This is a genomic window from Flavobacterium sp. FlaQc-52 (assembly GCF_044007495.1).
GTDB classification, from domain to species: domain Bacteria; phylum Bacteroidota; class Bacteroidia; order Flavobacteriales; family Flavobacteriaceae; genus Flavobacterium; species Flavobacterium cupriresistens.
The window spans coordinates 152,264-177,599 of the sequence record NZ_JBIPCV010000005.1 but is presented as its reverse complement, the minus strand read 5'-3'; the positions used below and the strand labels follow the sequence as shown (position 1 = coordinate 177,599).

Genomic DNA, 25,336 nt, shown 5'->3' with positions numbered 1-25,336 from the left:
AACATGTATAAAAATGACTAAAACTCCCCAAACAACTACAGTAAATGAAGACACAAATTACCTTCCTCCTTTTTATGATAACAACAATTTGTTTCGCTCAAAGTCCTGAGAAATGGAAACACTACATCAAAAAAGAAAAGGAAATAAAATTTGAGAAATATTACTTTACAACTTTAGAAAATGCACAGCAGAACAAATACAAGATTGTAAAAAAACTGGATAGCGCTTTTTGTATTGTTGAAAATGAAAATTTAAAATCTAATCCGTCTTTAAAAAAAACACTTCCAGTCACTAATTTATGGAAATTGCCTTCCAATTTTTCAAATCATAAAAAAGACAAACCGTACATTATAGCGACTGATACCATCGAATCACTACTTGCCGATTTGAAATCAATGCATATTTCTGATGTCAAAATACTGGATAACAATCTGGTCATCATAAAAAGTGATTCCAAAAAAATTATTGAAGAGATCATTGATTTAAACAGCGTGTCTTCCATTTCGCAAGAATCGTTACAACCAAAAGGCGAATCTAAAATAACAGATCAAAATTTCAGCATCAATTCTATCAATAAAGCCAATACTAATTTTCCTCTATTAACTGGCGAAAATCAAATTGTAGGGATCAAAGATGATTTTTTTGATGTAAATGATGTTGATCTGTTAAGTAAACATGTTCCTTCCTCAACACAATCTGCTACGATATCAAGCCACGCAACTGCCATGGCCACTATCGTTTCGGGATTGGGAAATAGTTCTGCCTTAGGAAAAGGAGTCGCTCAAAAAGCGAAGATACAATCGTCTGATTTTTTGAATATCTATCCTGATGAAGTAGCTACTTTACAAGGCGTTACCACTCAAAATCACTCGTATGGTACCGTGATTGAGAATTTTTATGGTTCACTCGCTAATGCTTATGACGCTCAATTATTCGCAAATACTGATTTGACACATTGTTTTTCCTCCGGCAATAGTGGGCTCGAAGGGTATAAATCTATTACGGGTAATTTCAAGCAATCCAAAAATAGTATCCTGTTGGGGTGTATTGATCAAAACGAGGTAGTTATGTCGTTCTCGTCAAAAGGCCCGGCTTATGATGGCCGAATAAAACCGGAACTCGTAGCCTTTAGCACACAAGGAACTTCAAATTCAACAGCAGTGGTGACAGGAATTATTACGCTTATGAAGCAACATTATAAAACCATAAACAATACCGCTCTGACAAATACACTAACAAAAGCAATCTTAATTAACAGTGCAAAAGATTTAGGCAACATTGGTCCGGATTTTACCTATGGTTACGGCAATATCAACGCTGATAAATGTCTTAAAACGATCAGCGAAAATAGAATTATTTCAGGGAATTTGACATCGGGTCAGACCAATTCGCATACTGTTACGCTTCCGTTAAATGCAAAAAACTTAAAAATCACAGTAGTCTGGAACGATTTGGCAGCTTCCATCAATACTAACATCAGTTTGGTAAACGATTTAGACCTGGCAGTTATTTCGGCCGACAACACTACTTTTTTACCCTGGATTCTTAATCCCGATGCTCCTCAACAACTCGCTACAAGAGGAAAAGACAAACTAAATAACGTAGAACAAGTGACTGTTGAAAACCCCGCAGCAGGCTCCTACACTATTACTGTTAATGGTGCATACATTTCAAATGCGTCTCAGGATTATAGCATTGCCTACGAATATGAATTACAAAATCAATTTGAATGGAATTACCCTGTCAACAATGATAATTTTCCTTACGATGGAAAAACTATTTCCCCTTTCAAATGGAATTCGTCTTTTTCCGGTAATCTTGGTCAATTGTCAATTAGTTACGATAATGGACAGACTTGGGAAATAATCGCAAATGGTATAAATCTGGATAGTGAACAATTTACTTTTACTCCAACAGAGCAAAAATTTTCTAAAGCAAAATTAAAAATGACCATTAACACTACCGACTACATTTCGGATAACTTTACAATCTCTTATGATTTAAATATCAGTACCAGTCTGGTTTGTGATGGCACAACCGAAATTAATTGGGACAAACCTGCCAATGTTGCTACATTTAATATTTACCAACTGGCAGGTGATCATTTGGAATTTAAAGAACAAACAACAAAAACCAGTTATGTTTATACAGATGAAAAAATCCACACCATTATTCCTGTATTTGACAATAGCGAAGGAATAAAAAGTGAGTCAACCCTACAGTATGCTAAAAACTCCAATTGTTATTTTGAATTGAGTTTGGCGGAAGTATTTGAAGAGGACAAAGTTAAAGTTAGTGCCAGTCTTTTTAGTTTGTACAATATCAAAAGAATAGAGTTGGTAAAACTAAATAATACTGTCGAAAGTATTATTAGTACACTAGATGATATCAACTCGAAAACATTCTCTTTTTTAGATGATGCTCCAATAAAAGGCAGCAATAAGTATAAAATAAATATAATTTTAGAAAACAATACGGTAATAAGTTCCCTAATTCTTGATACTAATTATTTAGGCAATGATTCGTTTTTTGTCCACCCCACACTGCTAAGAAAAAATGAAGAATTAAATATTGAAGCCAAAAAAGAGGAAACCGCTACTTTTTATTTGTACAATATGAGTGGGCAAAACACTTTTACTTCCTCATTGCTTTCTAAAACCAATAGCTTCAATCTGAAAAATACGGCTTCAGGAATTTATATCTACAAAATAGTAACCAGTTTAGGCCAAACACAGACAGGTAAAATTGCCGTTTTTTAAGCTATTCTAAAATATGTTTTTTAGGAAAATCAAACACCAATATTCCCCAGTCCAAAGAAAAAAAAGCCATTTAATTCTATCTAACTCTTTTTAAGTTATTAAAAACAAGTTGTTTAGACCCCTCTTTTTCACAACCTTCTTCATCATTTTGCCACGAATTTCACCAATTGGCACGAATTATTTTTTGCCACTGATTAAAAGGATTTACACAGATTTTGTAAATCATTTTAATACTTTAATCTGTGGCTTTCTTTGCTCATAGGCTTGTAAATAATGCTAAAATAAAATAGCACGCAGATTCAGCAGATTTGGCGGATTTTGCAAAAAACAAGACTAAAAAAAGTCTGCTCAATCTGCCAAATCTGCGTGAAAAAAAACCATACCTTTTTAATCTATTTCTTTATCTCGGTATTTCCGGACGTTCCATTTTGTATTGTCTGCCTGATAAAGTTTTAATAAACGAAACCAGGGAAACGATTTCATCATCCGTCAGATTCAGGGGCTGCATCAACACATCGGTTTTTGGGAAAAAAGGATCTGCAGCTTTTTCATTTTCGTCGGGATCAATCATGTGCATTCCGCTATTGTACATATTTACAACTCCCGTGATATTATCAAACAAACCGTTATGCATCCACGGGCCCGTATACATGACATCACGCAGAGAAGGGGTTCTGAATTTCCCAACATCTTCCGCTTTTTTGGTAATAGTAAAGAGTCCTAAATCTTCATATTCCCTTTTGTAATACGTAAGTCCAATATTATGAAAGGATTCATCCGTAAAATATTTCCCCGAATGACAATTCATACAACGTGCCTTGGTACGAAAAAGATGTAGTCCCTCGATTTCCTGATCCGATAACTGACTGTAGTCGCCATCTATAAAAGCATCAAAACGGCTTCTTTTACTTTGTATTGTTTTTTGAAAATCGGCCAATGCATGCAGAATTTTGTCGTAGGTAATCGTACTACTGCCGTAAGCCTTTTGAAATAAAACAGCATAACCCTTAACTTTTGCCAGCTTTTTAGCCAGACTTTTAGATTCCATATTCATCTCATGATGGGCTGTAATCGGGCCTTGCGCCTGCTCTTCTAAAGTCGTAGCCCTACCATCCCAAAAGAAAGATTTTCTGGCTCCAATGTTGTACAAAGAAGGCGTATTTCTTTTCCCTCGCAAATGATCATTACCAAGTGATACTTCTCTTGCATCACCCCAAGCTAACTCAGGATCATGACAACTACTACAGGAAATTTGATTGGAACCGGAGAGTTTTGGATCAAAAAAAAGCATCTGACCTAAAACAACTTTAGGATCGTCTCTGGTTTCGTAATAATTGGTATCAATCGCCAGCGATTCAAATTCTTGCCAAAGAACATCCTTGTCTACATTTGGTTTTGGCCATTCCTTTACCGGTTTACTATACAGTTCACGCCAGCTCGAACTTGTAATTGTTTCACTAAGTCTGACACCGAAACTCAAGAGCGAGTACACAATACCAATAGAGAAAATAAAAAAAAATAGTTTTAGTGAAATAGACTTCATTATAAAGTAATAGAAAATTTGAACTACCGGTTAAAATGTCAAACCCAATGACATTTGACCATAAGTATTGTTTATGTTTTTAGAATAATTATAATAATCCAGATCTGCTTTGATAAAAAAGTTAAGATCTGCCTGATATTTATAATCCCATCGTACTGTACCGTTTATTTTGGTGTAAGCAGCCGATAAATAAGCGAAATTATGATCCAGCATTTCAAAAATCTGATTTGTTTTTGTGCGATCCGTTAATTTCATTTTTGCATCCAAAGCCCAACTGTATTCCAGGGAAGTTGATACACTGATTAGAGATTGTGCTAAAAGTTTTGATATTGAAAAATCCAATTTACCTATAGCTTGCTGAATATCGATAGTTCTGAGCGGATCGATGTATTTTTCTGCCGTATTTTTCAAATTAAAACTTGGTGCAACAGACCATGATACTTCAGGATTCGGAACATAATACAATCCCGAAAACACAACCGATGCAACTTCATTTGTATATTTCGTATATTCCGATATTTTGACATAGGATGTTGTGGTTTGGTTGTCAAATATATTTTCTGTTCCTGCACGATCTGTATACGAAACACCAATTTTTGCACCCCAAACCTGCTCTTCTGTTTTTTTCAAATAAGAAGCTTCTCCTTCAAAACGCTGCTCTGCAATACCTGATGCAATGAGATTTTGAAATTCGGTCATTATCTTCTCATAATCAAAATGATTGTATCCTATTGATAGCGCAAAACCATTTCGATCTTTCGGGAAGAACTGTACATTTGCTCCATATCCCTTTCCATCATAAAAAGAACTCAATTTATTTCCCGTAAGCAAATTATTGTATACGCCAAGCCCGGTCATATGATATACTGCCGGAGCACCTAACTCGCTAAAGAATTTCAAATTATTAGACTGCGTGTATTTTTGGACATTAAAGGACGTTCCAATCGCATAATGATCTCCAATATTTCCTAAAATTCCGGCCGCTACTTTTAGATCCGAAACTGTGTTTTTGGGTCTGGGATCGATATCACGGTATTCCAATAAGGCGCGGTATTCTGCTGCAATTCCAAGAGTCATTTTTCGGAAAGCTTTAGCATAACCTCCTTTAAAAGAATATTCTTCATACGAAAGATCCCCTCCAATAGAATCGGCCGTTACATAAGGATATATGATTTGATAATCTGAGCTTTCGTTCCATTGGACATTTTTACGTCGGCCATTCTTATAGGAAGCATTTCCAAAAACGGTGTTTTCAGAATCAATCTTATAATACGATTGTGCCTTAATAAGAAACTGACGAATACCATTTCCTAACTGTTCTAAATTGGTTTGCTGAGAGGCCGTGCTATAACTAGCACCGAATTCAGACAAAGAATATCGGTATGCAAATTGTTGGTTTGCCGGATTACTGGAAAATGCATTCGAAAAATTGCTTGGGGGAGCTAAATTTTCACGAATACGAATCAGTACCGAAGTGCTGTCTTGCGCGTACATAATACCTGAACCAAAAAGAACAAATAGAAAAAGGGAACGAAAACTCATGATTATTGTATTAATTCATTAAAGAAGGTTTAACCTCAGGACTAAAATCTAAGGTAGAATTATTGGTATCCTTCAATATTTTTTTTCCGTTTGAAGCGCTTGAAAGCACTTTACGACGAACACTTTTACCATAACGGCTTTGGTCTGCATCAACTTTTCCGCAATAGGTCCATCCCATATCTAAAGTCGGAGCAGTAACAATCCATTGAAATTCTGATTGAACACTTAAATTTACAGCATCGATAATCCAGGTATTTGGTATCGAATAAACGCTCTCTCCCATTGGATAACTTTCACCACCAATTACCAAATTATACTCATAGTCGTACGTATTATTAGCCAGAAAAGCGTCTTTAGTTATGGGTAAACGCGCGATCACAAAACTTTTAAAACCTCTGTTATGAATAACCATTGAAGAGAATAAATTCTCCATATTTGGAACAGCCGGATTATCTACATCATCTGCATCTTCTGTATAAAACTCGAAAGCAGCAGTTCTCATATCAATCGAAGCTGAATTGTATTCTTTATGATTGATCGCATCTTCAGCAATAATAAAAAATTCACCCGGAGCAATTGGATAAGTTGTCCCCTTACCCGGAACAATAGCAATATTGGATGCCGCAAATGACTGTGCCATAATATTTGGAGTATAAGCTTGTTTGTCAGTCGTCATAAATTCTGACTGTGCAATCATTAATCCATCGGCGTATAATACTTTGTCTGTATTGTTGTAAATCTTAAAGTATTTGTCTCCCCAATATTGTTTCCCTTCAGGAGTTTTGGTTCCTGTAAAAAATACTTCTTCGATGATAAAATCAGATTGTGTTGTTTTCAAGAAAAGATTTAAAGAAACCGCCGCTGTCTGACCGGTAATAACAACCGATTTATTGTAACCGCTAACAGAAGCTTCGGCAGTACTTCCGTCCGCCGCGTAACGAATTTTTCCATCAACAGCAATTTCATAAGACCCTTCACTCAATGTGATAGCAAGTTTATTATTGACAAATGAAGTGCTTTGAGTTACTTTACCGGTATTCAATTCTTTAAAAGAAATCGAAAGATCAGAAAATGAAACACCGCTTAAATCCTCAGGATTAACAAGCGTTAAAGCTATATTGGTTTGTTTATCGCTATAAGTATCATCCTCTTTTGAACAGGATTGTAATAGGGCCATTACGGCTATTGTTAGATAAACGGGGAGTAATTTAATTTTCATGATTGTTTATTGTTTGTTGTTAAAAATTCAAGTTTAATTCCATTCCGAAATAAGGAGACGTAAGTCCTCTTCGCTCTATCTTCTGACCATTGATTTCATAATTTTGATAGTAGCTGAAAAGTCGGTTAACGAACATGGAAATTCTAATTCTCTTATAAAAATCTTTCGAGACTTTCAGGTTCATATTCATCGACATGGGAATAGTTCTTTTTTGAAATAAGGCATCATTGTATTTGATATCCAGCCATTGTAAAATCGGATCTGATTTATCCCCCTCGAGATAAGGATGCTGTTTTCCGGAAGGATCAATATAAGCAACAGGAGTCCCGTTCATTGGTAAAGCCTGATCACTTCTAAAACACATAAATTGAAAGGAACTCGAAAACTCCAGCCCCAGTGAAGGAACATAGGTATCAACAATCAAGTTTGCATTTAACTGTTGTTTTTCAGAACCGTCATCCCATTGATAAAGACCTATGTAAGGAAGTCTCTTTCCGTCGATAATGATCTCTTTCTGGCCGCTTTTATAAACAGGGCTGCTATTGGTGTAAGTCGTTTTAAACCAGGCACCATTTACGGTAAATCTTGTATTAATCGAAGTAAAACGTTTTGACGAAAATTGAAACTCAACCCCACTCTTCAGCAACTTACTACCATTATTAGTACTGTTGTAGGCTGTTAATAAAGTATCCATCACGAAACTCATTTGAGCAAGATCAGGCTGTGAGGTTAATGTATTTGGATCAATAGAACTACTATCGTATTTTTTATATGAAAGAGCCTGATATCGGGAGCTGTTTCGGAATCCGGAGTTTAAGTTTTCCTTAAAAAAAGTAGCTGAAAATCGATTATTGTCATACGAAAAATCAGCCCTAACCTCCCATTTTTTATTCACCGCCGGCGCCAAATCGTAATTAACAGCAGACGTTTTATAAGTCATTAAATTGATTCTCCTGTATTCGGGTGTATTATGATAATAGTTCAATTGTACTAAATCATTATAAACAAAATCAGGATAAAGCTGAGCCAAAGTTGGAAATTTAGTATACTGTCCGATTCCGGCAGTTAATTCAGCTCTCAGAGCCCGATTTCCAATTTTGAAAGACGGAAATACCCATTGTGCATTAATTCGCGGATCAAAATAATACTTACCTTGAATCGCATAAGCGGATGATATATTTAATAATGACGTAGCCCTAACCCCTGCCGCAACATTCAACTCATGAGCTGCAATCGGAATTTTAACGGCATCTTCCGCAAAAAAAGAAATATCTGTGCTTGCCGGAATATCTTTGTAAGATCTTGGACGTGTTGTCATTTCGGGCGATGGCGGATGATTGGTATCATAAACCTGGCCTTTCCCGTTATTTTTAGCATACGTCCATTCTGAACCCATTTTTAAAGTCTGTTGTATTCCAAATAAAGGAATTTCAAAATCACCCATTACTTTTAAAAAAGCGTCGAATGGTTTTCCGTCTACTTCAAGATTTGAAATGTACTGCGGCGTTAAAAAAATACCATCCGACTCTCCTTGTTCAGTGTTATTCGGAATTGCAGTTGCACTAGAAACCTGTACCCACTTGGTTTGTCTAATCTTATCAAATTGCTGCCCAACCGATGCGGAGGTATGAATCGATTTCAAGAAACGCGATGTTTTGAAATTTATATCCAAAGAATTCGCAAACGAAAACCGATTAAAATCTGAACTATAGCGGTCTACTTTTGCATAACCAATATCCGGATCGGTTTTTTCATTATCCATTGAACCGCTGTAATCTAAACTCGAATCCCATTGAAACAACTGAGAATCGTTCTCCCATGTTTTTTGTGTCCGAATTGATGTTGTGATTCTTTTGTAATTCTCAAAACTATTTCTCGGATCCGGTTTTGCATCTAAATAATCAAGACCAACATTTAAAACGAATCGTTTTTCTTGCGATTCAAAACCTTTTCCAACATAATATAATTTACTGAATTCGTCTGCTTTAAACCTTGATTCCCAATTACTACGGCCTCTTTTTCGTTGAATTTTAATAAGTCCGCTCGTTAAATCACCATATTCCACAGAAGGAATCCCTCTCACAATTTCTACTTTCTCAATTTGATCTGTCGAAATAGAACGCATATCTACTCCTTTTGATGTTATATTTCTGCGCGTATTGGCATAACCGGAACCTGGTGTAATCTGCACGGTAGGTCCGGTTGTAAATTGCAAGTTCGAATCTGTGTTAATGGGAATTCCGTCAACTACAAAAGAAGTTCCGAGAGAGGAAATATCATAATTAGAATCGGCTGTTCCAACTTCTCTCAATTTGATATGATTTGAAGCATTAAATACAGGATCCTTTGATCGTCCACCAGGTAACAATTCCAATAAATCTGTAAAACTTGACGGTTGCAAATGCTGCATTGCTTTTTTGTCAATGATGGAAGTACTGGTCATACCGCGTGATTCGACTGCTGTAATAACGACTTCGTTTAACTCAATACTTAAAGGGATTAATTCCAAGGTCAGATGCTGACCCGTTGTAAGTTCCAGTGTTTTTTCAAGAACTTCATAGCCTTTATGAGATAGTTTTATCTTGAATTTACCATTTGGAATGGATTTTAGAAAAACAATACCATAATAGTCTGACTGTATCTCATATTGCTGAAATACTCCTTCCACAGTTACCAGAACTCCTTTTATAGGTAATTTACTTTCCGCATCCTTAACAATAAGCTGAGGAGTTACTTTATCAATATTTTGAGTAAAAGCTATATTAGAAACTAAGAAGAGTGCTAAAAGAATGATGATTTTAATCCTTTTACTAAGTGGTATTGTGAGACTATTATAAGAAGTCATTGCATTGTATTTGTGGCGGCAGCTATAAAATATATAACAGAAAGGCGATTAAAAGTTGCAAATATAACCTAATTTAGACTAATTAAAAATAATAAAATGTAAAATTACCTGTTATTGCTTTATACATTGTCCCAAAAATACTATTATGAGATATAAAAGTTGTTCCGTTTAGCGCTAGATCACAGCAAACCAATATATAAGGAATCCAAGTAATAATAAAATGCAGTTATTCTAAATAATTGGTTCAAAAAAAGTTTTTATAATCGAAAAAGCGTCTTATATTTGCACTCGCAATCGGCAAATGATAGCAACATACTGGAGAAATGGCAGAGCGGTCGAATGCGGCAGTCTTGAAAACTGTTGACTGTAACAGGTCCGGGGGTTCGAATCCCTCTTTCTCCGCTGAATGAAGCTTCGAAAGAAACTTCCACAGAACAGAAACCTTTAGATCTCACGATTTAAAGGTTTTTTTATTTTTAGACATTAGTGGACCTATAAGTGTACCTGTTCTTAAACATAACGCGAAATGCCCGTATTTACTGGGAAAATTATAAAGGAAACGGAGCCTCTTCCTCCGCCACATGAAGTTTCAAAAGAAACTTTAAACATCAAAAGCCTTTAGATACCTAGTATTTAAAGGCTTTTTTCATTTGTGTTACTATGTCAAAGAACACATTAAATGTCATAGTACAGTGTACCTATAGGTGTACCTACTTTTTTCAAGCCTTTTTTTGACAAAATAGGTACACTAAATTCTAGGAATTCCCGCGGAATTCCCAGAAAACAAAGAAGACTCTCATAGTTTTTAATCAATTTTATTAATTAGAAAAAACAATGAGTTATGTTAAAAGTAATTTTCTACATCAAAGCACAAAAAGCCAACAAGAACGGAGAAGCTCCAATCTTCGCACGTATTAACTACATGGCTAAAGAAGTAGCAGTATCAAGTGGAAAGTCTATTAGTTTGGATAGATGGAGTCAGACCAATAAACTTAGAAATGTCCTTAAACTTGAAAAAGAAAAAGTAATTAAACATGGACTGGATAACTTTCAGCTTGCAATTGAAAAGAAATTTAATGAGCTTTTCAAAATTGATCCTGATGTATCGCTTTTCTTGCTTAAGAAAGAACTAAGCGGTAAGGCCAAAACTAAAAAAGAGGCTATAACCATACTTGAAGTTATGGAAAGGCATAATACCTATTTCAAAAAGAAGGTAGATGCCGGTGATCGCGCTGCCGCATCTTTACAGAAATATGAGAGAGCAAAAGATCTTCTCAATAACTTCATGAAAAAACAATACCGAATAAATGATATTGATTCGACTGAGATTAACAGTGCATTCGTACACAATCTTGAAGAATACCTCACCTACGAGAGCACATTTAAGGGACGTAAAGGGATTAAGAATAATTCAGTTGTAAAATATATTAAAAACTATAAAACGGCCTGTAATCACTGTATTAAACTCGACCTGCTTGAAAAAAATCCTTTTAATATATACCAAGGTCGTTTAAATGTAAAAGATGCTGTCTTTTTAAGTCAGGAGGAACTTAATCGTATTGAAAGCAAGAAAATCTCAATAGAAAGACTGGATAAAGTGAGAGATATTTTTTTGTTTAGTTGCTATACTGGTTATGCTCCAGTAGATGCCTCCAATTTAACACATGATAACATCTCTACAGCAAATAATGGGCAAACATGGCTTATGACCAATAGAGCAAAGACTTCCATCAGAGCAAATGTTCCGGTACTGCCTCCTACTCTGCATATCATAAAAAAATATGACGGAAAACAAGAGGGGCTTATTCCACGGATATCAAACCAAAAAATGAATGCCTATTTAAAAGAAATAGCAGATATCTGTGGTATTGATAAACATCTAACCTGGTATGTTGCCCGTCATACCTTCGCTACTACGGTTACATTAGGGAATGGTGTTAGAATTGAGAACGTCTCAGCTATGATGGGTCATACTAACATTAAACAGACCCAGCACTACGCAAAGGTCTTAGATCAAAATGTTATGGATGATATGCTAAAAGTTATGGAACGCTACAAGTAGCTCAAATTAAAATGGATTCCTATTTTAGGAATCCATTTTAATTTTCATTCTCTTCAAGAATTTTATCAATCTTCCTAGCATCATAAAGAAATATATCCCCAAGCTTCGTATATGGAAGTATTCCGGTTTGCCGGTACTTAATAATTGTATTACTCGATAATCCAAATATGGTTTTGAGATCATCATTTCTGTAATATTTTGGTTTTAGATTCTGCTTTAAAAGAATTACATCCATTCTTTCCAATTTTGAATATAGTGGGTCCAAAAGATTTTTAAATGCAGTCAGAAGCTTAGACTTATAGTGTGTTTTATCCTTTTCCATATATCTCGAATTAAAGATTTCTTTACCTCCTCTGTTTTCTTTGCTGTAATAGACTTATCATCTTATCCAGAAAGAGCATATGTTTTTCACGATAGGTAAACCCCTTTGCTTCAGAAAATTCTTTACTTATTTTGCTAATTGGTGTTTGAAGCCCCTTATCTCCACGATAGGTAAAATGTCTTTCTATAAAACATTGAAGCATACCTCTGTTTCTATTTTTATCATGCTCATCAAAAATCAGAATATCCTCATCCATAAGAATAAAAAATAGCTGCGCCAGTTCGGATTTATTAAGAGTAGTTCCGCAAGACGCTCTGGACTTTCCATTGGTTCGGCCTTTACTAATATTTCTTTCCAATCGCTTGACTTTCCTGCAAAGTGTTGCCACTATATGCGGAAGTTCTTCGGTTGAAATAAATGTATTACGCTCATTATTAACTGTCATAGAAATAGATTTTAGTCACGTGATTTTTCTTAAATGACGGCATATAACTAAAATAATCATATGCCGTTAGGTCATTCATTCACTTCTGTAGGCAAAACAAAATAGACTTTGCTTCCCCTTTTTCTATTGCGGCTTGGCTCGTATTTAATGTATCCATACTCATTCAATTGACGTATACACTTATGATAGGTCTTGGGAGAGTAGATCTTAGCAATGGCAATAATTTCAGACCTGTATACCTGAATAGGATTTATAAAGCCCTTATCTGCCCTGAACTGAAGCAGAGCGGCATACATCCCAATATGGGTAATGCTGATCCGCTGATCCTTCTTAATGGCTTCAAAGAAGTCTGATAAAGGTTTTAAGGTTTCCATTGTTGAATACTTTTTAGCTTACTTTCATTCCTGTACCCTTAGTTTGATTCTCTTGCTGGGTTTCATTTATTTTCTGCATCTGCCCTACTTTTTCTATTGTTTTATTACCTAAAGCCCCAGAAAAACTGATCTTTTTGGAGTTCTCATCATAAATAGTCAAAGACTTAAATTGTGGATTGGCTTCAATATAAAATCGATGGTCATTTCCATTTTTTGTTAAGATTACAGCTTGCCTGTTGCCTTGTTTTAAACTATCCAGTACTTTTTCCGTTTCTGTTTTATTTGAGAGTTCCTTTAATGGCAGTTGCCCGAGTGCTTTTTGAAGATCATACCCATACCCGGAATGAAATTCTTTAATCCGGTGATTACCATTGGAATCCCTGTCATTAAGATCCAGCTGAATCCAGGTTCCTTCTTTTTGGATTGCTCTGCCTGCAAGCAGATTATAAGCCTGTAGTGTCGTGACAGGGTTTCCTTCCTGCATTTTGAAGTACTGTTCTCTGCTTTCCCCCGGTTTTAGTTCATTGTGTAAAGTAGTTTTGTAGCCTTCAAATTGGTACTGCCCCATTTCATTTTTCCCAAAAGACAATTCGTGGTGAAGCCTTTCTTTTTCATTAATGTAATACGATACCGGTATACTAAACTGCTCGTATCCCTGTTTAATCTTTTGGTTTATAATCTCTGATAAATCAGGAAAACCAACACGCTGCACCTGTTCCTGCAGCGATTGGTTGTTTTTATCCTCTTCTTTTTCATCCTTACGTACTGCAATTTGATTTAAAAGCGGTGCAACCACCAGCTTACGGATAAGACGTACCAATAAATTAGGGTACAGTTGTTTCAGAACCTTGTCTTTTTCCTGCTTTAAAAGCTGTAAAGCAATACGTTCCTCAACATTCTTAGCTCCCTTATACTTTGATGCAATGCGCTCGTAGTGATACAACTTCTCTTTAAGAAGTGCCCTGTTCGTTGAAAGACTAAAAGAAAAAAGTTTACTAAAGCGTTCTTCCCTTGAGCGCCATTGGCTTAATTCCATCTCTACTCTGTTATCGGGAAGTTGCTGGTTCATCACTTAGGATTTATTTATCAGCTATTAAATAGAACTGGATTGACTTTTTCTCTTTCTCTTTGCCTCCTTTGGTACCTCAGGGCCGTCGTCGTCCGCGCTCTGATTCTGTTTTTTATTATTCTGTTTAATAGACGCTTCTTCACCCTGAGATTCTTTCTCCTGCTTTGCATGACGATTATCAATGCGATTCAGGTTAGAATCGTATACATTGATGGTCTTGAACTGCGGGCTGGCTTCGATATATTGTTTGATCTCGTTGCCTTCTTTTAAAAATGTAGCCGATTGCAGGTTTCCTTTTTTCATCGAATCCATCAAATCCTCTTTATGCTTAGGATTCTCCAGTTCTTTAATAGGGTGTTTTGAGAGGGTTGCTTCAAGATCATAACCATAATTCTGATGATACTGGTTCAGTTTAAAGTTACCATTGGTGTCTGCTTGTTTAAAGTCGAGCTGCAACCATGCGTTATACGCTTCCCCTTCTTTATTGGTAAGGTCTTTATTGACTGCTCTTCCTTCCATGAGGTTATAGGCTTCCTTCATCGTGATATTACTCCCTTTATTGATATAAAAAGTCTGTTCCAAAGCTTCTTTCGAATCTTCTTTGTGCAGTTCAACTTTATAAGAGTTAAAGAAATACATATCACTTTCACTTGACTTTTTGAAATTTAAAGTCGCTTGGGCTGTATCTTCACCATACTTGGCGGTATAATTCAAAACGAAAGTAGGCTCTTCTTTTTGCATTTTTTCCTTCAGCTCCCCTTCTAATCCTTCACCGAAACCGGTGTACTTTACCTGATCTCGCAGGTATTCGAAATTTTTCTCGTTCATGATTACTTTCTTTAAATAATTATTAGTTTATAATTTTGGTAACACCTTTACCCTGATCAGTTTTGTGTTTTTCACATGAAGCTCCAAATGCCTGCCTCCATTTTTTTCCATAAGCTGTATAGCAAGGTATTTTTTCTCCGGAATTGTAAATTTTGGTAAGGCAAACACAAAAGTATTTTCCGCTTCCCCTTCGATCTTAGGTTCGTTGTTAAGAACATAAAGTGGTGTAATTTCTATTTCCTGTGAAGCGGTTCTTTTGATTTTTTTAGTATCACGGATAAAAAAACGTAGCTGGTCAATATCGTAGCTGATCTTTGAAGTGTTTATTACCTTTATCCTGTAATACATGAGGTCATCACGAATGAAAATCCCATTAAGTTCAAAAGCAATATTGTACTTGCTATCCTTTTCAAATCGCACTTTCTTTTTATCATAAAAAGCCAATTTAGAATACTGCTGTACATCCTGATCGTTTAAACCTTCATCTGAAAAATAGATCTCCTGTTCTTTGGGTCTGCTTTTATTCAGGCTTAGATTTAATTGTGGTGACTCCTCATCATAATTCAACACAAAAGAATAGAGCTTTCCATCAGCAGTAACAACCGTAAGGTTCGTTTGGAAAAACCCCTTTTGGGCAGCCTTTACCTGAAGAACGTTCTCAAGACCCTTAGCTTTTTGTACCAGTATGTCCTGACTTCCCTTATCTACACTTTTAATGGCAAAAGGAAATACAATGTTGGTTGTCTTCCAATACGCTATCAGTAGCGAATCAGGCTCAATTTTAGAGAGGTTATTTTTACTTGTTTGTTGCGCAAAAGCACCGATAGTGATAAATAGTATACATCCTATCATCCATAGTTTGAAGTTTTTCATAATACTAATTTTTTGTTTTTAATTGGAGTCTTTTTGTTTCTGTTTTTCATCGCGAAGCAGCACCCGATAACCAGCTTTCACAACTACTTTCACCAGTTTTACCTTTTTACTGAGCAGGCTTTTCGCGGCTTCAATACCGGCTCCGGCTGCTTGTGATCCCCATGAATCATCCAATGCCGTAACACCCAGTGTTTGCATCGAGCGGTCGGCTGATGCTTTCGCTACATCGCGATTGATAGCCCCGGGTATATAAATTCCACTTAGCCCATCCATGTCATAAACCGACAGATCCACCGGAAATAAAGAGTTATTGTATCTCACACTGTTGATTTTTATAGCCAGTCGCTCTCCTTTGAGGGACGCCGTTCCAAAAAGAAAATTATCTTTTGGAATTTGTATGCCATTAATGTAGATGTCATTAACCAGACGTAATTTTACCACAGCGCCATTTACAATGGTCTGTGTCTCATGGATAACTGCTTCGACCGCATTTTGCACATCGTCAGGAGCTATTGTCTGATCAAAAGAGTAAAATCCGTTGTGTTTGGAGTTCCCACCGAAATTTGCTGTTTTTACAGGGTGGTTTTGCAATGAGGAAATATTATCCTCTTTGGCTTTAGTGGCTATGGCAAATACCTGACCCCGCTGCTCTTCTGAAGCCTTTCTCAATTTTTCTTGTACCCTGTCGGGATGCTGGATATCCAATATGCTTTCGAGCATTCCACTGATCTGTTGCATTTCAGGGTCCTGCTCACTGCTTTGGCTAGTCATGGACTGCATCATTTGCTCGAGTTTTTCTACATCATTAGAATGCATTGAAGCTTCATTTGGCTTTGTATGCCTGTTAAAATCCCTATTTTGTGTGGGAGTGGCAACAGGTGCATTTATGGCTTTTTGCAGTGCTTCTAATTTCTGCTGCACCTTTTTCTCGTTCGAATCGTGATAAACCGATCTGTTCAAGCCGGATCGGCCTTTTCCATCGTTAAATTCAGTAGATTCCATAGTCGTCGGATCAATTGGAAATGATTGGTCCAAGTAGTTGGGGTCTTTTTTGATGAGTTCCTCCAGTTTCGCAGAGTCAAGTGCCGCCTGGTCATAATACTTAAGCTTATCCAGGGCAATTCCTTCTTTGAGATTAGCACTTGGCAATTTTATATTAAAACCTTTCTGTTGTGGTGTCTCTACATTGGCGGCATCCATTTTCCCTCCTCCCAATGACCAAAATAACGCCGTTAAAAATGGTAACACCAATACCGGCAGTACCAGTAACAGTCTACGCTGCTTTAGCTCTTTTAATGATTTCGTTGTTTGTTCCATGATTATTTTTTTAATTGTAATTGATAATAATGCTCTATCAGCCTAAGGCTATCCAAAAGCCCCGGACGATACGCAACAATACTGTCATAGGTTGCTTTTGTAGCGGAATCGCGCTCCATACTTTCTATATAGCTGCGAAAGCGAATCATCTTTTCAAATTCAGTTTTACTAAGGATTGTATTTAATTCAGTGGGCTTCTTTAAAGGCGCCAAATTGGTAGGTTTGACAATTGGAGTTACCGAAATGTTTTTATCGGAATCACCAGTGATACTCTTTACCATTAGGTAAATACTGCAACTGCCTGCAACTAGAATGAAACAAAAGAGTATTGCCATCCAGTGCAGCGGTGTAAAATGCGAGGTCTTACGTTCCAGCCAATTGGCACATCGATGCTGAAGTTTAAGATTAGCTTTATCAAACGCTTGCCACAGTGTGTTTTTAGCACTTTTACCTAAATTATTACTTTCGCTTTTTTTCTTTAAAATGAATCTCATAGCCGGGAATTTATTATTTTCTGTTTTCGGTACTTAAATCGCGGTTCTCAATGGTATTCCATCGCTCGATTAAAAAGCCATGCGGATTGTTATCACTTCGTGATACATTGCGAAGATTGCCCTCTGTTATTAGATTTCGATGGGCAATACTGGTAGTACGTATTATATTTTGAGTAGCATAACATCGAAACTGATACGGATATTTATCAATGTCAATGGTTATGCTGTCAATGAGTATGGTCTGACTAATATTACCCGATATAATACCGGAGTAATATCCGTTTTCCATTAGATCATCATAAACACGTTTTGCGCTGTCATCAGCAAGGTAAAGTGCCTTGGTAACATTACTTTTGATTACTTTATCGTCAGGATCAAGGCTAAAGAAATACTTATGAAAAGTACTTACATGGTCTCTTGCTTCAACGGGTATATTGTCTTTTCTATCCGAAGCATACGCTTCCAGCGCTTTTCCATTGGCGAGTATATAGACCTTATCCTGCATCTTAGCGACCAGGCTAAAGCTTTTATAAAGGGCAAAGCAAGAGATTATGATGCTTCCTGCAATCACGAGCATGGTAAAACCCCGGACATGACGAAAAGCCGTGTCGATATTTTTCATTTTGCTAAACATGATAGTTCTATTTGAAGGGTTATGAATTGCCTTTTAACTTATCGCCCATATAACTCTCCTTATCCTTAAAATAAGGAGTCGTTTTCTCAGCACTTGACATGCTTTGGGACATACGTCCTGCTGCATTACCCATCGCATCTGCCGCCATACCTGCGCCTTGTGAGGCTGTATTGACTGCCGAAGTAGCTGAACTGCTAAAAATACTGGTCACCTTTTGCCCCAATGCTCCACCCCCACCGGCATGTACTATATAATTGGCAACCGAAGGGACTGTAAAATATCCAATGATTCCAATAATCATAAATACGAGGTAAGCAATATCTGTTCTTGAGAAGAGGGTGTCGCCATACTCATCCACCTGCGCAATATCAATTTTCAGCATATTCTCCTGAATCTTTCCAATGATACTTCCGAATATATTAGCAACCGGAAGCCATAAATAGATATTAATGTAGCGCGCCAGCCAGACCGTAAGGGTATGTTGGAAACCATCAAAAACAGCAATCCCAAAGACCAGTGGGCCTAAGACGGAAAGCACAACAAGCTGGAATGTTCTAAGGGTGTCAATACAAAGAGAAGCGGCCTCAAATAGTACCCGAAGTACTTCACTCATCCACTCTTTTACTGAATTTCGAAAATTATAAGAAGCCTTAGACATCGCAAACTTGATATCGTTTCCAATACCTTCCAGCATTCCCTGGCCGCTTGGGTCTGCGTCATCATTGGTGTATTTGTACCATTTATCCTGATCTCCGCTTCCTGTTGCACCTACATACATCTGCCATTTATCAGTGGTCCTGATAGCTTCTTCTTTTTCCCTGAGTAATACTTCAATCGCTTTATTTGATCCTTCAACCATCGCAGCTGTCGCGGTGACAGTAGGCTTCATAACACCATTAATCATATAAAGCACCGAAGGAAAGATCATAATACAGAAACCGATAACAAAAGGCCGAAAGAGCGGATAGAAGTCTATGGGCTCAGCATTGGCAATATGCCTCCAAACCCTGGAAGCGATATACCAAATAGCCCCAAAACCGGCAATTCCCTGACCGACTCCTATCAAATTGCTACACAAAGGCATCATCTCATCATAGAGTTGTTCCAGTACACTATGCAAACTGTTCATGTCATCCGCCATGCCTTGTGCATGGCTACCAAAAGGCACTACCAACCCGAGGATGGCAAAACATGCCCCCTTATTTATTTTCATCATAATAGTTGTTGTTTAGTTGTTCCCTTTGTAAATGCCCCGCATTGCATTTACATCATTGCGTTCCTTAGCCCTTTGTATATCAAGTACAGAAGTATTGTTATTGAAATTCCTTAAGAATAGTAGCTTATCCTGCATATCTGCATAGATTTTGTCAATAGCAGCCAAGCGCTCATCATCAGACATTCGCATTTTATTAGCGGTAATAACAGAGGTTAATTCATCCAAATTTCTAAGGCTCTGCTTGAACAAATTCTCATATACTCTTTCGAGATAGGCTATCTCATCAGCATTGAAATTTCCACTATCCCGGAACCGGTTAAATGCTGCCTTGTATTCCTTGACCAAAACAACCTGATAATTGACAATATCTCCTATACGCCTGTAGCTCCGTACTGTTGGGCTAACCTGCATCAGCGCATCAAGGAATGTCTCATGAAGGCTAAAGTTCCCCTGTGATAGATCTTTTACGGTCTTATAGCCACCGGTCAGCATTTCGTAACCCTTTTTCATGTCCTTAAGGATCTGTCTGAACTGCCCCAACTTTTCGATGTTCAAAATTAGCTGCTGTATTTCCTGCATTTGAGCGCTTACCTGATACGGCAATAAAAAAACAACAACTGCAATTGTGGTAATTAGTAACTTTTTCATGGTAAAACAGTTTTAAAGCCATTTAACGAACGGCTGGTTTTCACCTCTCTTACTTCTTTTGTCCTTGAGAGTGCCAGTAATCTTGTTTGTTTGCTAAATCCTTCACAAAAAGCAGCATTCTCCTGCATACCTTGATAGATTACATCAATACGTCTGATCCGCTCATCGTCTTTCATCTCCAGCTGGGCATCTGTAACGATCATCAGCATATCATCCATCTTTTGATCGCAGTTTTCTATAAGGCGTTCAAATACTCGCCTTATATAATCCACTTCATCTCCATGAAACAGATCACCCTGATGCAGCTGTTCATAAATACGGCTATAGCTCTTCATGATTTTTACCTGAAGCGCTATAATCTCACCAATCCTTACATAATGTCTGACCCTTGGGTTAACACTTTTAAGCGAAGTAAAATAATCGGTATGGAGATTAAACTCTCCCCGTTTGAAATCCCCTATAGCCTTGAGCCCTTTTCTAGCCACCGAATACCCTTTTTGAGCATATCCGATGTACATTTTAAGAGCTGCAATCTGTTGCAAGAGTACTTTTTGCTGGCTTGCCTGTGCCTGTAGGTTTTCTGTTGTAAATGCTGTTAAAAACAGCAGTAACACTATTTTTTTCATGACTTTGTGGTTTTATCATGGTAGGTTGTAAAACTTCTTAACCGCATTTACCTCTCCTTGTGTTTTGGCTCTTTGAATACTCAAAAGCACATTCTGCCTGTTGAATTGCAGTAGGTCATCGTAATTGGTATCGATTAAATCCGCAGCAGAATTGATGATTTCAAGCCGTCTTGCATCACTCATCTGGGTAGTAAATGAATCAAGCGCTAAAAAGATCTGATCTATATTTTTTAAACTCTCGTTCAATATTCCTGAATATACTTTATGCATATAATCCAACTCCTGTTCATTGAAGTGGGCATCCTGTTGAAATAAGTTCCAGGCTCTTTGATACTCATCTACCAAACGGGCCTGTTTCTCACTAATATCCCTGATACGCTGGTAATAGGTAATAATAGATTTGACTTTCATCAGCTCCTCATAATAATCCTTGTACAGGTCTTTTTGCTTTTGTGTCCAATCGGAAATCTCATCGAGTTTTAGCTTGGATAAGATATTTTCTATCTTCTTCTGTGCGTTCTGTAGCCAGATCGTTTTATTCTGTAAACGTTGTATTTTAAGGTCAATCGCTTTTATGACCTTCTTTATGACTGACTTTATCGCTCCGATAATGGGCACGGCAGCAACGTTCTCCGCAGGTCTTGCGGGAGTGCTTACCAGCAGCAGGCAAAGCAGACCTACCATTAGCTTTCTTTTTGTTTTCATAATTTCTTTATTTAGTTGCCATTTCTCATCTCTATTGCCAAAGCAGCAATGCCTTTTCTAATGTCTCCATCAAACTTTTTGGCATACGCCTGTACTTTGACTTTTTCGGTTTCCTCAGTGGTATACGCTAAATATTCTTCAAGGGATACCTCGGTGCGGTATACTTTGGAGAGCATTCCTCCTAAAGAGATAAATACTTCCTTATACTTTTTATCAGGATCATTTGCCTTATTGACAGAAAGAACCAAAGCCTTTTCTTTTTCTGTAAGCCCCAGCAGTTCCTGTATTTGCTCAAACTTATTCTGGTATTTGCTCTGATCCAGCAATATTTTGCAGTCGCTGTTATTGATAATGGCCTGTTTGACTACCGGCGATGAAATAATATCTTCCACTTCCTGGGTAACAACTATCGCCTCACCAAAGAACTTTCGCACTGTTTTGAACAAATATTTTATGTATTCTGCCATACCTTCTTTGGCAATAGCCTTCCACGCTTCTTCAATGAGTATCATTTTCCTGATGCCTTTGAGTTTGCGCATCTTGCTGATAAATACTTCCATGATAATAATCGTTACTACCGGAAAGAGTATCGGGTGATCCTTAATATTGTCCAGTTCAAAGACAATGAAACGCTCCTTTAATAAATCAAGGTTTTCGGTAGCATTAAGCAGGTAATCAAACTCACCTCCATTATAATAGGGTCTTAATACATATAGAAAATTGTTTACATCAAAATCCTTTTCTTTTACCTTATCCCCTTCTAAGATTTTTACAAAATCATGTTTCAAAAAATCGTAAAACGTATCAAAGCACGCAAACAGGCCGGGATCACTGTCTAGCTTTTCATAGTACAGTTGAAGAGCATTGGAGAGTGCCACATATTCGCTTCTGTTAAAGGTTTCATTGTCTTTCTTCCACAAGGCCAGTAGCAAGGTTTTGATGCTTTCCTTTTTCTCGGTATCTAAAGTGTCCCCTTCACTGATATAAAAGGGGTTAAAACGAATTGGACTCTTTTCATCATAGGTAAAATAGTAACCACCGACCATATCGCATAGTCCCTTGTAACTGTGTCCCACATCGACCAGGACAACATGAGTACCCTGCTCGTAATAGCTTCTGACCATATGATTGGTAAAAAAGGATTTTCCGCTTCCCGAAGGTCCCAATATGAACTTGTTGCGGTTGGTACAGATACCCATCTTTACAGGTTCATCACTGATATCCACATGCACAGGTTTTCCGGTTAAGCGGTCTCCTAACCGAATACCGATCGGGCTAAGGGAAGAACGGTAACCGGTCTCCATATTTAAAAAGCACGTAGCCTGTTCCATGAAGGTGTCAAAACTGTCATTCATAGGGAAATCAGCGGCATTTCCCGGAATACCCGCCCAAAAAATCTGGGCAGCTCCTACCGTTTCCTGTTTAGCGGCGGCGTCCATCTGCGCCAGTGCGGAAGAAACTTTATTCTTCAGGTCTTTCAGCTCTTCTTTATCCTGAGTCCAGATCAATACATTAAAATGTCCCTTGACCGGCAAACGCTGTTGGCTGAAAGCTTCATTTAAGAAATCGTTAGTTGCATCACGGGCAATAAGGTTCTCCCTGCTGTAGGCCGACAATGACTGCAATCGTAATCTTTTGCTCTCGAGTTTTTGTAATGTTTTCTGAAAATCGTCTATAAAGATATACTGATTGTAAATGTGGTTACAGGAAAGCAATTGGCCCAGTGTTGAAGCAAACCCAATACTAAATTTGGTCTTGTCTGTAGAATAACGATCGTAATTAATCCTTGAACCACATAACGCGGGTAAATCAGCAGCATCTCCTAAGGTATACATCTGGCAATGCTTGTCACCAACCTGTAAACCATCATTGAAAGCGATATCTTTAAAAACAAATGAGTTCTGTTTTTCAGACAAAAAACAATAACGCTCAATAATACCAATTTTTCTGTTGTGGCTTCGCAGTTCATCATCCCCTAAACGTTTTAGTTTTACAAAACCGCTGTCTTCCAATATCCGCCTGAACTGCCCCGTACTGTCTATAAACTCCTGTCGCAATTGCTCTTTCATTGTTTCTTCAGGTACTATTGTACTGCGAAGTAAAGTAGAGAATAAAGAACTTGATGTTTTTCTTCCCAGTGGTTTCTTGGTCAGGAAAATGTAACACGAATGCTCCAGAAAAGGGCGCTCATTAAAAAATCGTTCGCTGCTTCGGGTAAGGAAACTGGTATCCTCGTTGCTAAAATCCGGTTCGTATCTGCTATCAATAAACCAGTCCTGCTTATGGAAGACACTAAATTTAGGCAACAGCTTGATCGCCTTGATCCACGTCTGATGAAAAGCTTCATACTCCTGGTCTGACAAAGTAAATATTTCCGGTAATTCTGCTTTGAATACCACAGTTATATCGCCTTGTTTTGATACGATGCAGTCATGCTCTACATCCATAATCGGTAAAATATCCTCTATCCTCTTTTCCATCTTCATTTTGATTTACCTGATTGTCGTTTTTGAACGAATCTCACCTTCCCATCATAAATATCTTTCGGCTTTGGCATTTTACAGCTTTTGGAACCTGTCGTTTTGCAAGGGATTTCATCATGCCATACTCGCCATATTTATGGCTCATTTTATAAATCTTTATTACCAGTAGTGTACCCGAAATACCAATGATTCCAATACAGACCAATGAAGGTAAGCCTGCTATATACATTCCGGCAAAAAGAATCATAAGAACAATAACTCCACCTCCCAAATACCATATATACTGCGCTTTAAGCCCTTTAAACTCCACACTCTGGTTAATCCCTTTGTTAATCTGGTATACGCTATTAGACATATACCTTGTTTTAAATTCCGAAGAAGGATTGAATTACCGTAGCAACGACAACCAGAAAAACACAACTTCCAAACCAGGCTGCAGCTACTTTTCCCGTATCGGGATCTCCGGCATTCCACTTCTGGTATACCTTGACCGCTCCAATTAAACCCAGTAATGCTCCAACGGCATACATCAGGTCTGTTCCGGCATCAAAATAGCTTCTGACTTGTTGATTTGCTTCATTGATCCCTGCAAGACCATCCTGGCCATAGCTCTGATAGCTGAACACCAGAAGCGTCACAATACTGACCGTAATAACAAATCTTTGTGGTGTCTGTTTTTTAAAAATCCATTGACATTTTTTCATAACACATTCTTTTAAAGTTCAAATAATTGGGTAAAACGAAGGGCTGCCGCTGTCGCAATTCCACTTTCCTGTCACATAAGCCATACCGCACCGGGACGGACAGGGGCATTTCCTCCGTAATACATTTTCTGTTTATCTAATTCCACAAAGCTTCTGCTTCTGCCTGGGTCAGGGAAACAGCTTCTGATTTTTCACATTCTGAAACAATAAATTCACTCACTGATGAACTGAAAGAAGAATTTTTAATGGATGGATACTCCAAAAGAACTGACCTGAAATAATCAATAAGCTCCTGTTTCAAAAGTTTACTTTTCACTGCTTCTGCAATCACACTTTTTAAGCGTTCTATTAAATTATCTACATCTTTAAAAGTGGTATCAAATTCTCCAAAGGAAGATTGCGGATAACTAAGTGCAGTTACTTCCTGCGAATCTGACATTGTTGTTGATTCATAAGAATCCTGCGATTTTCGAAACTGGGGTCTCTGCTTGCCGCTAATTAGGTTTTTGATCTCATCCAAATAAAATCGTACTCCTACAAATACATACCAACTGGTTAATAACAAAGCAACTACAATTATATAATTACTCCATGAAATGTTTGTAAACATGCGCTGATCATTTTATCG

Annotated in this window: 23 protein-coding genes and 1 tRNA gene; 3 read left to right on the top strand and 21 right to left on the bottom strand. The window is 37.4% G+C overall.

Annotated elements, in window-relative coordinates:
- Positions 1–44 precede the first annotated feature (44 nt).
- A complete protein-coding gene (locus ACHRV5_RS11175) occupies positions 45–2,759 on the top strand; it encodes a S8 family serine peptidase (protein WP_395426806.1) in 2,715 nt (904 codons plus the stop codon).
- Positions 2,760–3,159: 400 nt separating this feature from the next.
- Here the strand turns inward: ACHRV5_RS11175 and ACHRV5_RS11170 are convergent, their stop codons facing one another.
- From ACHRV5_RS11170 to ACHRV5_RS11155, 4 genes are read right to left on the bottom strand one after another with little or no spacing between them, the layout of a single operon-like run.
- Positions 3,160–4,302 (bottom strand): cytochrome-c peroxidase, encoded by a 1,143-nt coding sequence (locus ACHRV5_RS11170; RefSeq protein WP_395426805.1) that lies wholly within the window; start codon positions 4,300–4,302, stop codon positions 3,160–3,162.
- 30 nt (positions 4,303–4,332) lie between these two features.
- Positions 4,333–5,844: a DUF6850 family outer membrane beta-barrel protein gene (locus tag ACHRV5_RS11165; RefSeq protein ID WP_395426804.1), complete on the bottom strand. Its 1,512-nt coding sequence runs from the start codon at positions 5,842–5,844 to the stop codon at positions 4,333–4,335.
- A 10-nt stretch (positions 5,845–5,854) separates the two neighbouring features.
- A complete protein-coding gene (locus tag ACHRV5_RS11160) occupies positions 5,855–7,063 on the bottom strand; it encodes a DUF4876 domain-containing protein (protein ID WP_395426803.1) in 1,209 nt (402 codons plus the stop codon).
- Positions 7,064–7,082: 19 nt separating this feature from the next.
- Positions 7,083–9,908 carry a TonB-dependent receptor plug domain-containing protein gene (locus tag ACHRV5_RS11155; RefSeq protein WP_395426802.1) on the bottom strand — a complete coding sequence of 942 codons (2,826 nt, stop codon included), beginning with the start codon at positions 9,906–9,908 and terminating at the stop codon, positions 7,083–7,085.
- A gap of 317 nt (positions 9,909–10,225) precedes the next feature.
- On the opposite strand from ACHRV5_RS11155, the gene ACHRV5_RS11150 reads away from it, so the two are divergent.
- Both ACHRV5_RS11150 and ACHRV5_RS11145 read left to right on the top strand, forming a co-directional pair.
- Positions 10,226–10,310: transfer RNA gene (locus ACHRV5_RS11150), tRNA-Ser, on the top strand.
- A 439-nt stretch (positions 10,311–10,749) separates the two neighbouring features.
- Positions 10,750–11,970 (top strand): phage integrase SAM-like domain-containing protein, encoded by a 1,221-nt coding sequence (locus tag ACHRV5_RS11145; protein ID WP_395426801.1) that lies wholly within the window; start codon positions 10,750–10,752, stop codon positions 11,968–11,970.
- A 37-nt stretch (positions 11,971–12,007) separates the two neighbouring features.
- On the opposite strand, the gene ACHRV5_RS11140 is transcribed toward ACHRV5_RS11145, so the two are convergent.
- The 17 genes from ACHRV5_RS11140 to ACHRV5_RS11060 all read right to left on the bottom strand — a co-directional run bounded on the left by ACHRV5_RS11140 (position 12,008) and on the right by ACHRV5_RS11060 (position 25,318).
- Complete coding sequence (locus ACHRV5_RS11140; RefSeq protein WP_395426800.1) at positions 12,008–12,292, bottom strand: helix-turn-helix domain-containing protein; 285 nt, start codon at positions 12,290–12,292, stop codon at positions 12,008–12,010.
- 22 nt (positions 12,293–12,314) lie between these two features.
- The gene (locus ACHRV5_RS11135) at positions 12,315–12,737 is read right to left on the bottom strand and encodes a hypothetical protein (protein ID WP_395426799.1); all 423 of its coding nucleotides are present in this window, start codon (positions 12,735–12,737) and stop codon (positions 12,315–12,317) included.
- A 71-nt stretch (positions 12,738–12,808) separates the two neighbouring features.
- Positions 12,809–13,111: a hypothetical protein gene (locus ACHRV5_RS11130; protein ID WP_395426798.1), complete on the bottom strand. Its 303-nt coding sequence runs from the start codon at positions 13,109–13,111 to the stop codon at positions 12,809–12,811.
- Between the two features lie 13 nt (positions 13,112–13,124).
- The gene (locus ACHRV5_RS11125) at positions 13,125–14,180 is read right to left on the bottom strand and encodes a hypothetical protein (RefSeq protein WP_395426797.1); all 1,056 of its coding nucleotides are present in this window, start codon (positions 14,178–14,180) and stop codon (positions 13,125–13,127) included.
- 24 nt (positions 14,181–14,204) lie between these two features.
- A complete protein-coding gene (locus ACHRV5_RS11120) occupies positions 14,205–15,008 on the bottom strand; it encodes a hypothetical protein (protein ID WP_395426796.1) in 804 nt (267 codons plus the stop codon).
- A 27-nt stretch (positions 15,009–15,035) separates the two neighbouring features.
- Entirely contained in the window at positions 15,036–15,881 is an 846-nt protein-coding gene (gene traN / locus ACHRV5_RS11115; protein WP_395426795.1) for a conjugative transposon protein TraN, read from the bottom strand.
- Positions 15,882–15,899: 18 nt separating this feature from the next.
- Positions 15,900–17,198: a conjugative transposon protein TraM gene (gene traM / locus ACHRV5_RS11110; RefSeq protein WP_395426794.1), complete on the bottom strand. Its 1,299-nt coding sequence runs from the start codon at positions 17,196–17,198 to the stop codon at positions 15,900–15,902.
- A gap of 2 nt (positions 17,199–17,200) precedes the next feature.
- The gene (locus tag ACHRV5_RS11105; protein ID WP_395426793.1) at positions 17,201–17,692 is read right to left on the bottom strand and encodes a hypothetical protein; all 492 of its coding nucleotides are present in this window, start codon (positions 17,690–17,692) and stop codon (positions 17,201–17,203) included.
- A gap of 13 nt (positions 17,693–17,705) precedes the next feature.
- Positions 17,706–18,314: a conjugative transposon protein TraK gene (gene traK, locus ACHRV5_RS11100; protein WP_395426792.1), complete on the bottom strand. Its 609-nt coding sequence runs from the start codon at positions 18,312–18,314 to the stop codon at positions 17,706–17,708.
- 31 nt (positions 18,315–18,345) lie between these two features.
- Positions 18,346–19,542 (bottom strand): conjugative transposon protein TraJ, encoded by a 1,197-nt coding sequence (gene traJ, locus ACHRV5_RS11095; RefSeq protein WP_395426791.1) that lies wholly within the window; start codon positions 19,540–19,542, stop codon positions 18,346–18,348.
- A gap of 12 nt (positions 19,543–19,554) precedes the next feature.
- Complete coding sequence (locus ACHRV5_RS11090) at positions 19,555–20,190, bottom strand: TerB family tellurite resistance protein (RefSeq protein WP_395426790.1); 636 nt, start codon at positions 20,188–20,190, stop codon at positions 19,555–19,557.
- Positions 20,187–20,816: a hypothetical protein gene (locus ACHRV5_RS11085; RefSeq protein ID WP_395426789.1), complete on the bottom strand. Its 630-nt coding sequence runs from the start codon at positions 20,814–20,816 to the stop codon at positions 20,187–20,189. Before ACHRV5_RS11085 ends, ACHRV5_RS11090 begins: the two co-directional genes overlap by 4 nt.
- A 15-nt stretch (positions 20,817–20,831) precedes the next feature.
- A complete protein-coding gene (locus ACHRV5_RS11080; protein WP_395426788.1) occupies positions 20,832–21,521 on the bottom strand; it encodes a conjugal transfer protein TraI in 690 nt (229 codons plus the stop codon).
- Between the two features lie 11 nt (positions 21,522–21,532).
- Positions 21,533–24,001 carry a TraG family conjugative transposon ATPase gene (locus ACHRV5_RS11075; protein WP_395426787.1) on the bottom strand — a complete coding sequence of 823 codons (2,469 nt, stop codon included), beginning with the start codon at positions 23,999–24,001 and terminating at the stop codon, positions 21,533–21,535.
- 40 nt (positions 24,002–24,041) lie between these two features.
- Positions 24,042–24,359: a DUF4133 domain-containing protein gene (locus ACHRV5_RS11070; protein WP_395426786.1), complete on the bottom strand. Its 318-nt coding sequence runs from the start codon at positions 24,357–24,359 to the stop codon at positions 24,042–24,044.
- A 10-nt stretch (positions 24,360–24,369) separates the two neighbouring features.
- Entirely contained in the window at positions 24,370–24,708 is a 339-nt protein-coding gene (locus ACHRV5_RS11065; protein ID WP_395426785.1) for a DUF4134 domain-containing protein, read from the bottom strand.
- A 136-nt stretch (positions 24,709–24,844) separates the two neighbouring features.
- Positions 24,845–25,318: a hypothetical protein gene (locus ACHRV5_RS11060; protein WP_395426784.1), complete on the bottom strand. Its 474-nt coding sequence runs from the start codon at positions 25,316–25,318 to the stop codon at positions 24,845–24,847.
- Positions 25,319–25,336 lie beyond the last annotated feature (18 nt).

What these genes read in the sequence shown, in the direction of transcription:
- ACHRV5_RS11175 (WP_395426806.1), top strand. Translation starts at nt 45, where the DNA reads ATGAAGACACAAATTACCTTCCTCCTTTTTATGATAACAACAATTTGT.
- ACHRV5_RS11170 (WP_395426805.1), bottom strand. Translation starts at nt 4,302, where the DNA reads ATGAAGTCTATTTCACTAAAACTATTTTTTTTTATTTTCTCTATTGGT.
- ACHRV5_RS11165 (WP_395426804.1), bottom strand. Translation starts at nt 5,844, where the DNA reads ATGAGTTTTCGTTCCCTTTTTCTATTTGTTCTTTTTGGTTCAGGTATT.
- ACHRV5_RS11160 (WP_395426803.1), bottom strand. Translation starts at nt 7,063, where the DNA reads ATGAAAATTAAATTACTCCCCGTTTATCTAACAATAGCCGTAATGGCC.
- ACHRV5_RS11155 (WP_395426802.1), bottom strand. Translation starts at nt 9,908, where the DNA reads ATGACTTCTTATAATAGTCTCACAATACCACTTAGTAAAAGGATTAAA.
- ACHRV5_RS11145 (WP_395426801.1), top strand. Translation starts at nt 10,750, where the DNA reads ATGTTAAAAGTAATTTTCTACATCAAAGCACAAAAAGCCAACAAGAAC.
- ACHRV5_RS11140 (WP_395426800.1), bottom strand. Translation starts at nt 12,292, where the DNA reads ATGGAAAAGGATAAAACACACTATAAGTCTAAGCTTCTGACTGCATTT.
- ACHRV5_RS11135 (WP_395426799.1), bottom strand. Translation starts at nt 12,737, where the DNA reads ATGACAGTTAATAATGAGCGTAATACATTTATTTCAACCGAAGAACTT.
- ACHRV5_RS11130 (WP_395426798.1), bottom strand. Translation starts at nt 13,111, where the DNA reads ATGGAAACCTTAAAACCTTTATCAGACTTCTTTGAAGCCATTAAGAAG.
- ACHRV5_RS11125 (WP_395426797.1), bottom strand. Translation starts at nt 14,180, where the DNA reads ATGAACCAGCAACTTCCCGATAACAGAGTAGAGATGGAATTAAGCCAA.
- ACHRV5_RS11120 (WP_395426796.1), bottom strand. Translation starts at nt 15,008, where the DNA reads ATGAACGAGAAAAATTTCGAATACCTGCGAGATCAGGTAAAGTACACC.
- traN (WP_395426795.1), bottom strand. Translation starts at nt 15,881, where the DNA reads ATGAAAAACTTCAAACTATGGATGATAGGATGTATACTATTTATCACT.
- traM (WP_395426794.1), bottom strand. Translation starts at nt 17,198, where the DNA reads ATGGAACAAACAACGAAATCATTAAAAGAGCTAAAGCAGCGTAGACTG.
- ACHRV5_RS11105 (WP_395426793.1), bottom strand. Translation starts at nt 17,692, where the DNA reads ATGAGATTCATTTTAAAGAAAAAAAGCGAAAGTAATAATTTAGGTAAA.
- traK (WP_395426792.1), bottom strand. Translation starts at nt 18,314, where the DNA reads ATGAAAAATATCGACACGGCTTTTCGTCATGTCCGGGGTTTTACCATG.
- traJ (WP_395426791.1), bottom strand. Translation starts at nt 19,542, where the DNA reads ATGATGAAAATAAATAAGGGGGCATGTTTTGCCATCCTCGGGTTGGTA.
- ACHRV5_RS11090 (WP_395426790.1), bottom strand. Translation starts at nt 20,190, where the DNA reads ATGAAAAAGTTACTAATTACCACAATTGCAGTTGTTGTTTTTTTATTG.
- ACHRV5_RS11085 (WP_395426789.1), bottom strand. Translation starts at nt 20,816, where the DNA reads ATGAAAAAAATAGTGTTACTGCTGTTTTTAACAGCATTTACAACAGAA.
- ACHRV5_RS11080 (WP_395426788.1), bottom strand. Translation starts at nt 21,521, where the DNA reads ATGAAAACAAAAAGAAAGCTAATGGTAGGTCTGCTTTGCCTGCTGCTG.
- ACHRV5_RS11075 (WP_395426787.1), bottom strand. Translation starts at nt 24,001, where the DNA reads ATGGAAAAGAGGATAGAGGATATTTTACCGATTATGGATGTAGAGCAT.
- ACHRV5_RS11070 (WP_395426786.1), bottom strand. Translation starts at nt 24,359, where the DNA reads ATGTCTAATAGCGTATACCAGATTAACAAAGGGATTAACCAGAGTGTG.
- ACHRV5_RS11065 (WP_395426785.1), bottom strand. Translation starts at nt 24,708, where the DNA reads ATGAAAAAATGTCAATGGATTTTTAAAAAACAGACACCACAAAGATTT.
- ACHRV5_RS11060 (WP_395426784.1), bottom strand. Translation starts at nt 25,318, where the DNA reads ATGTTTACAAACATTTCATGGAGTAATTATATAATTGTAGTTGCTTTG.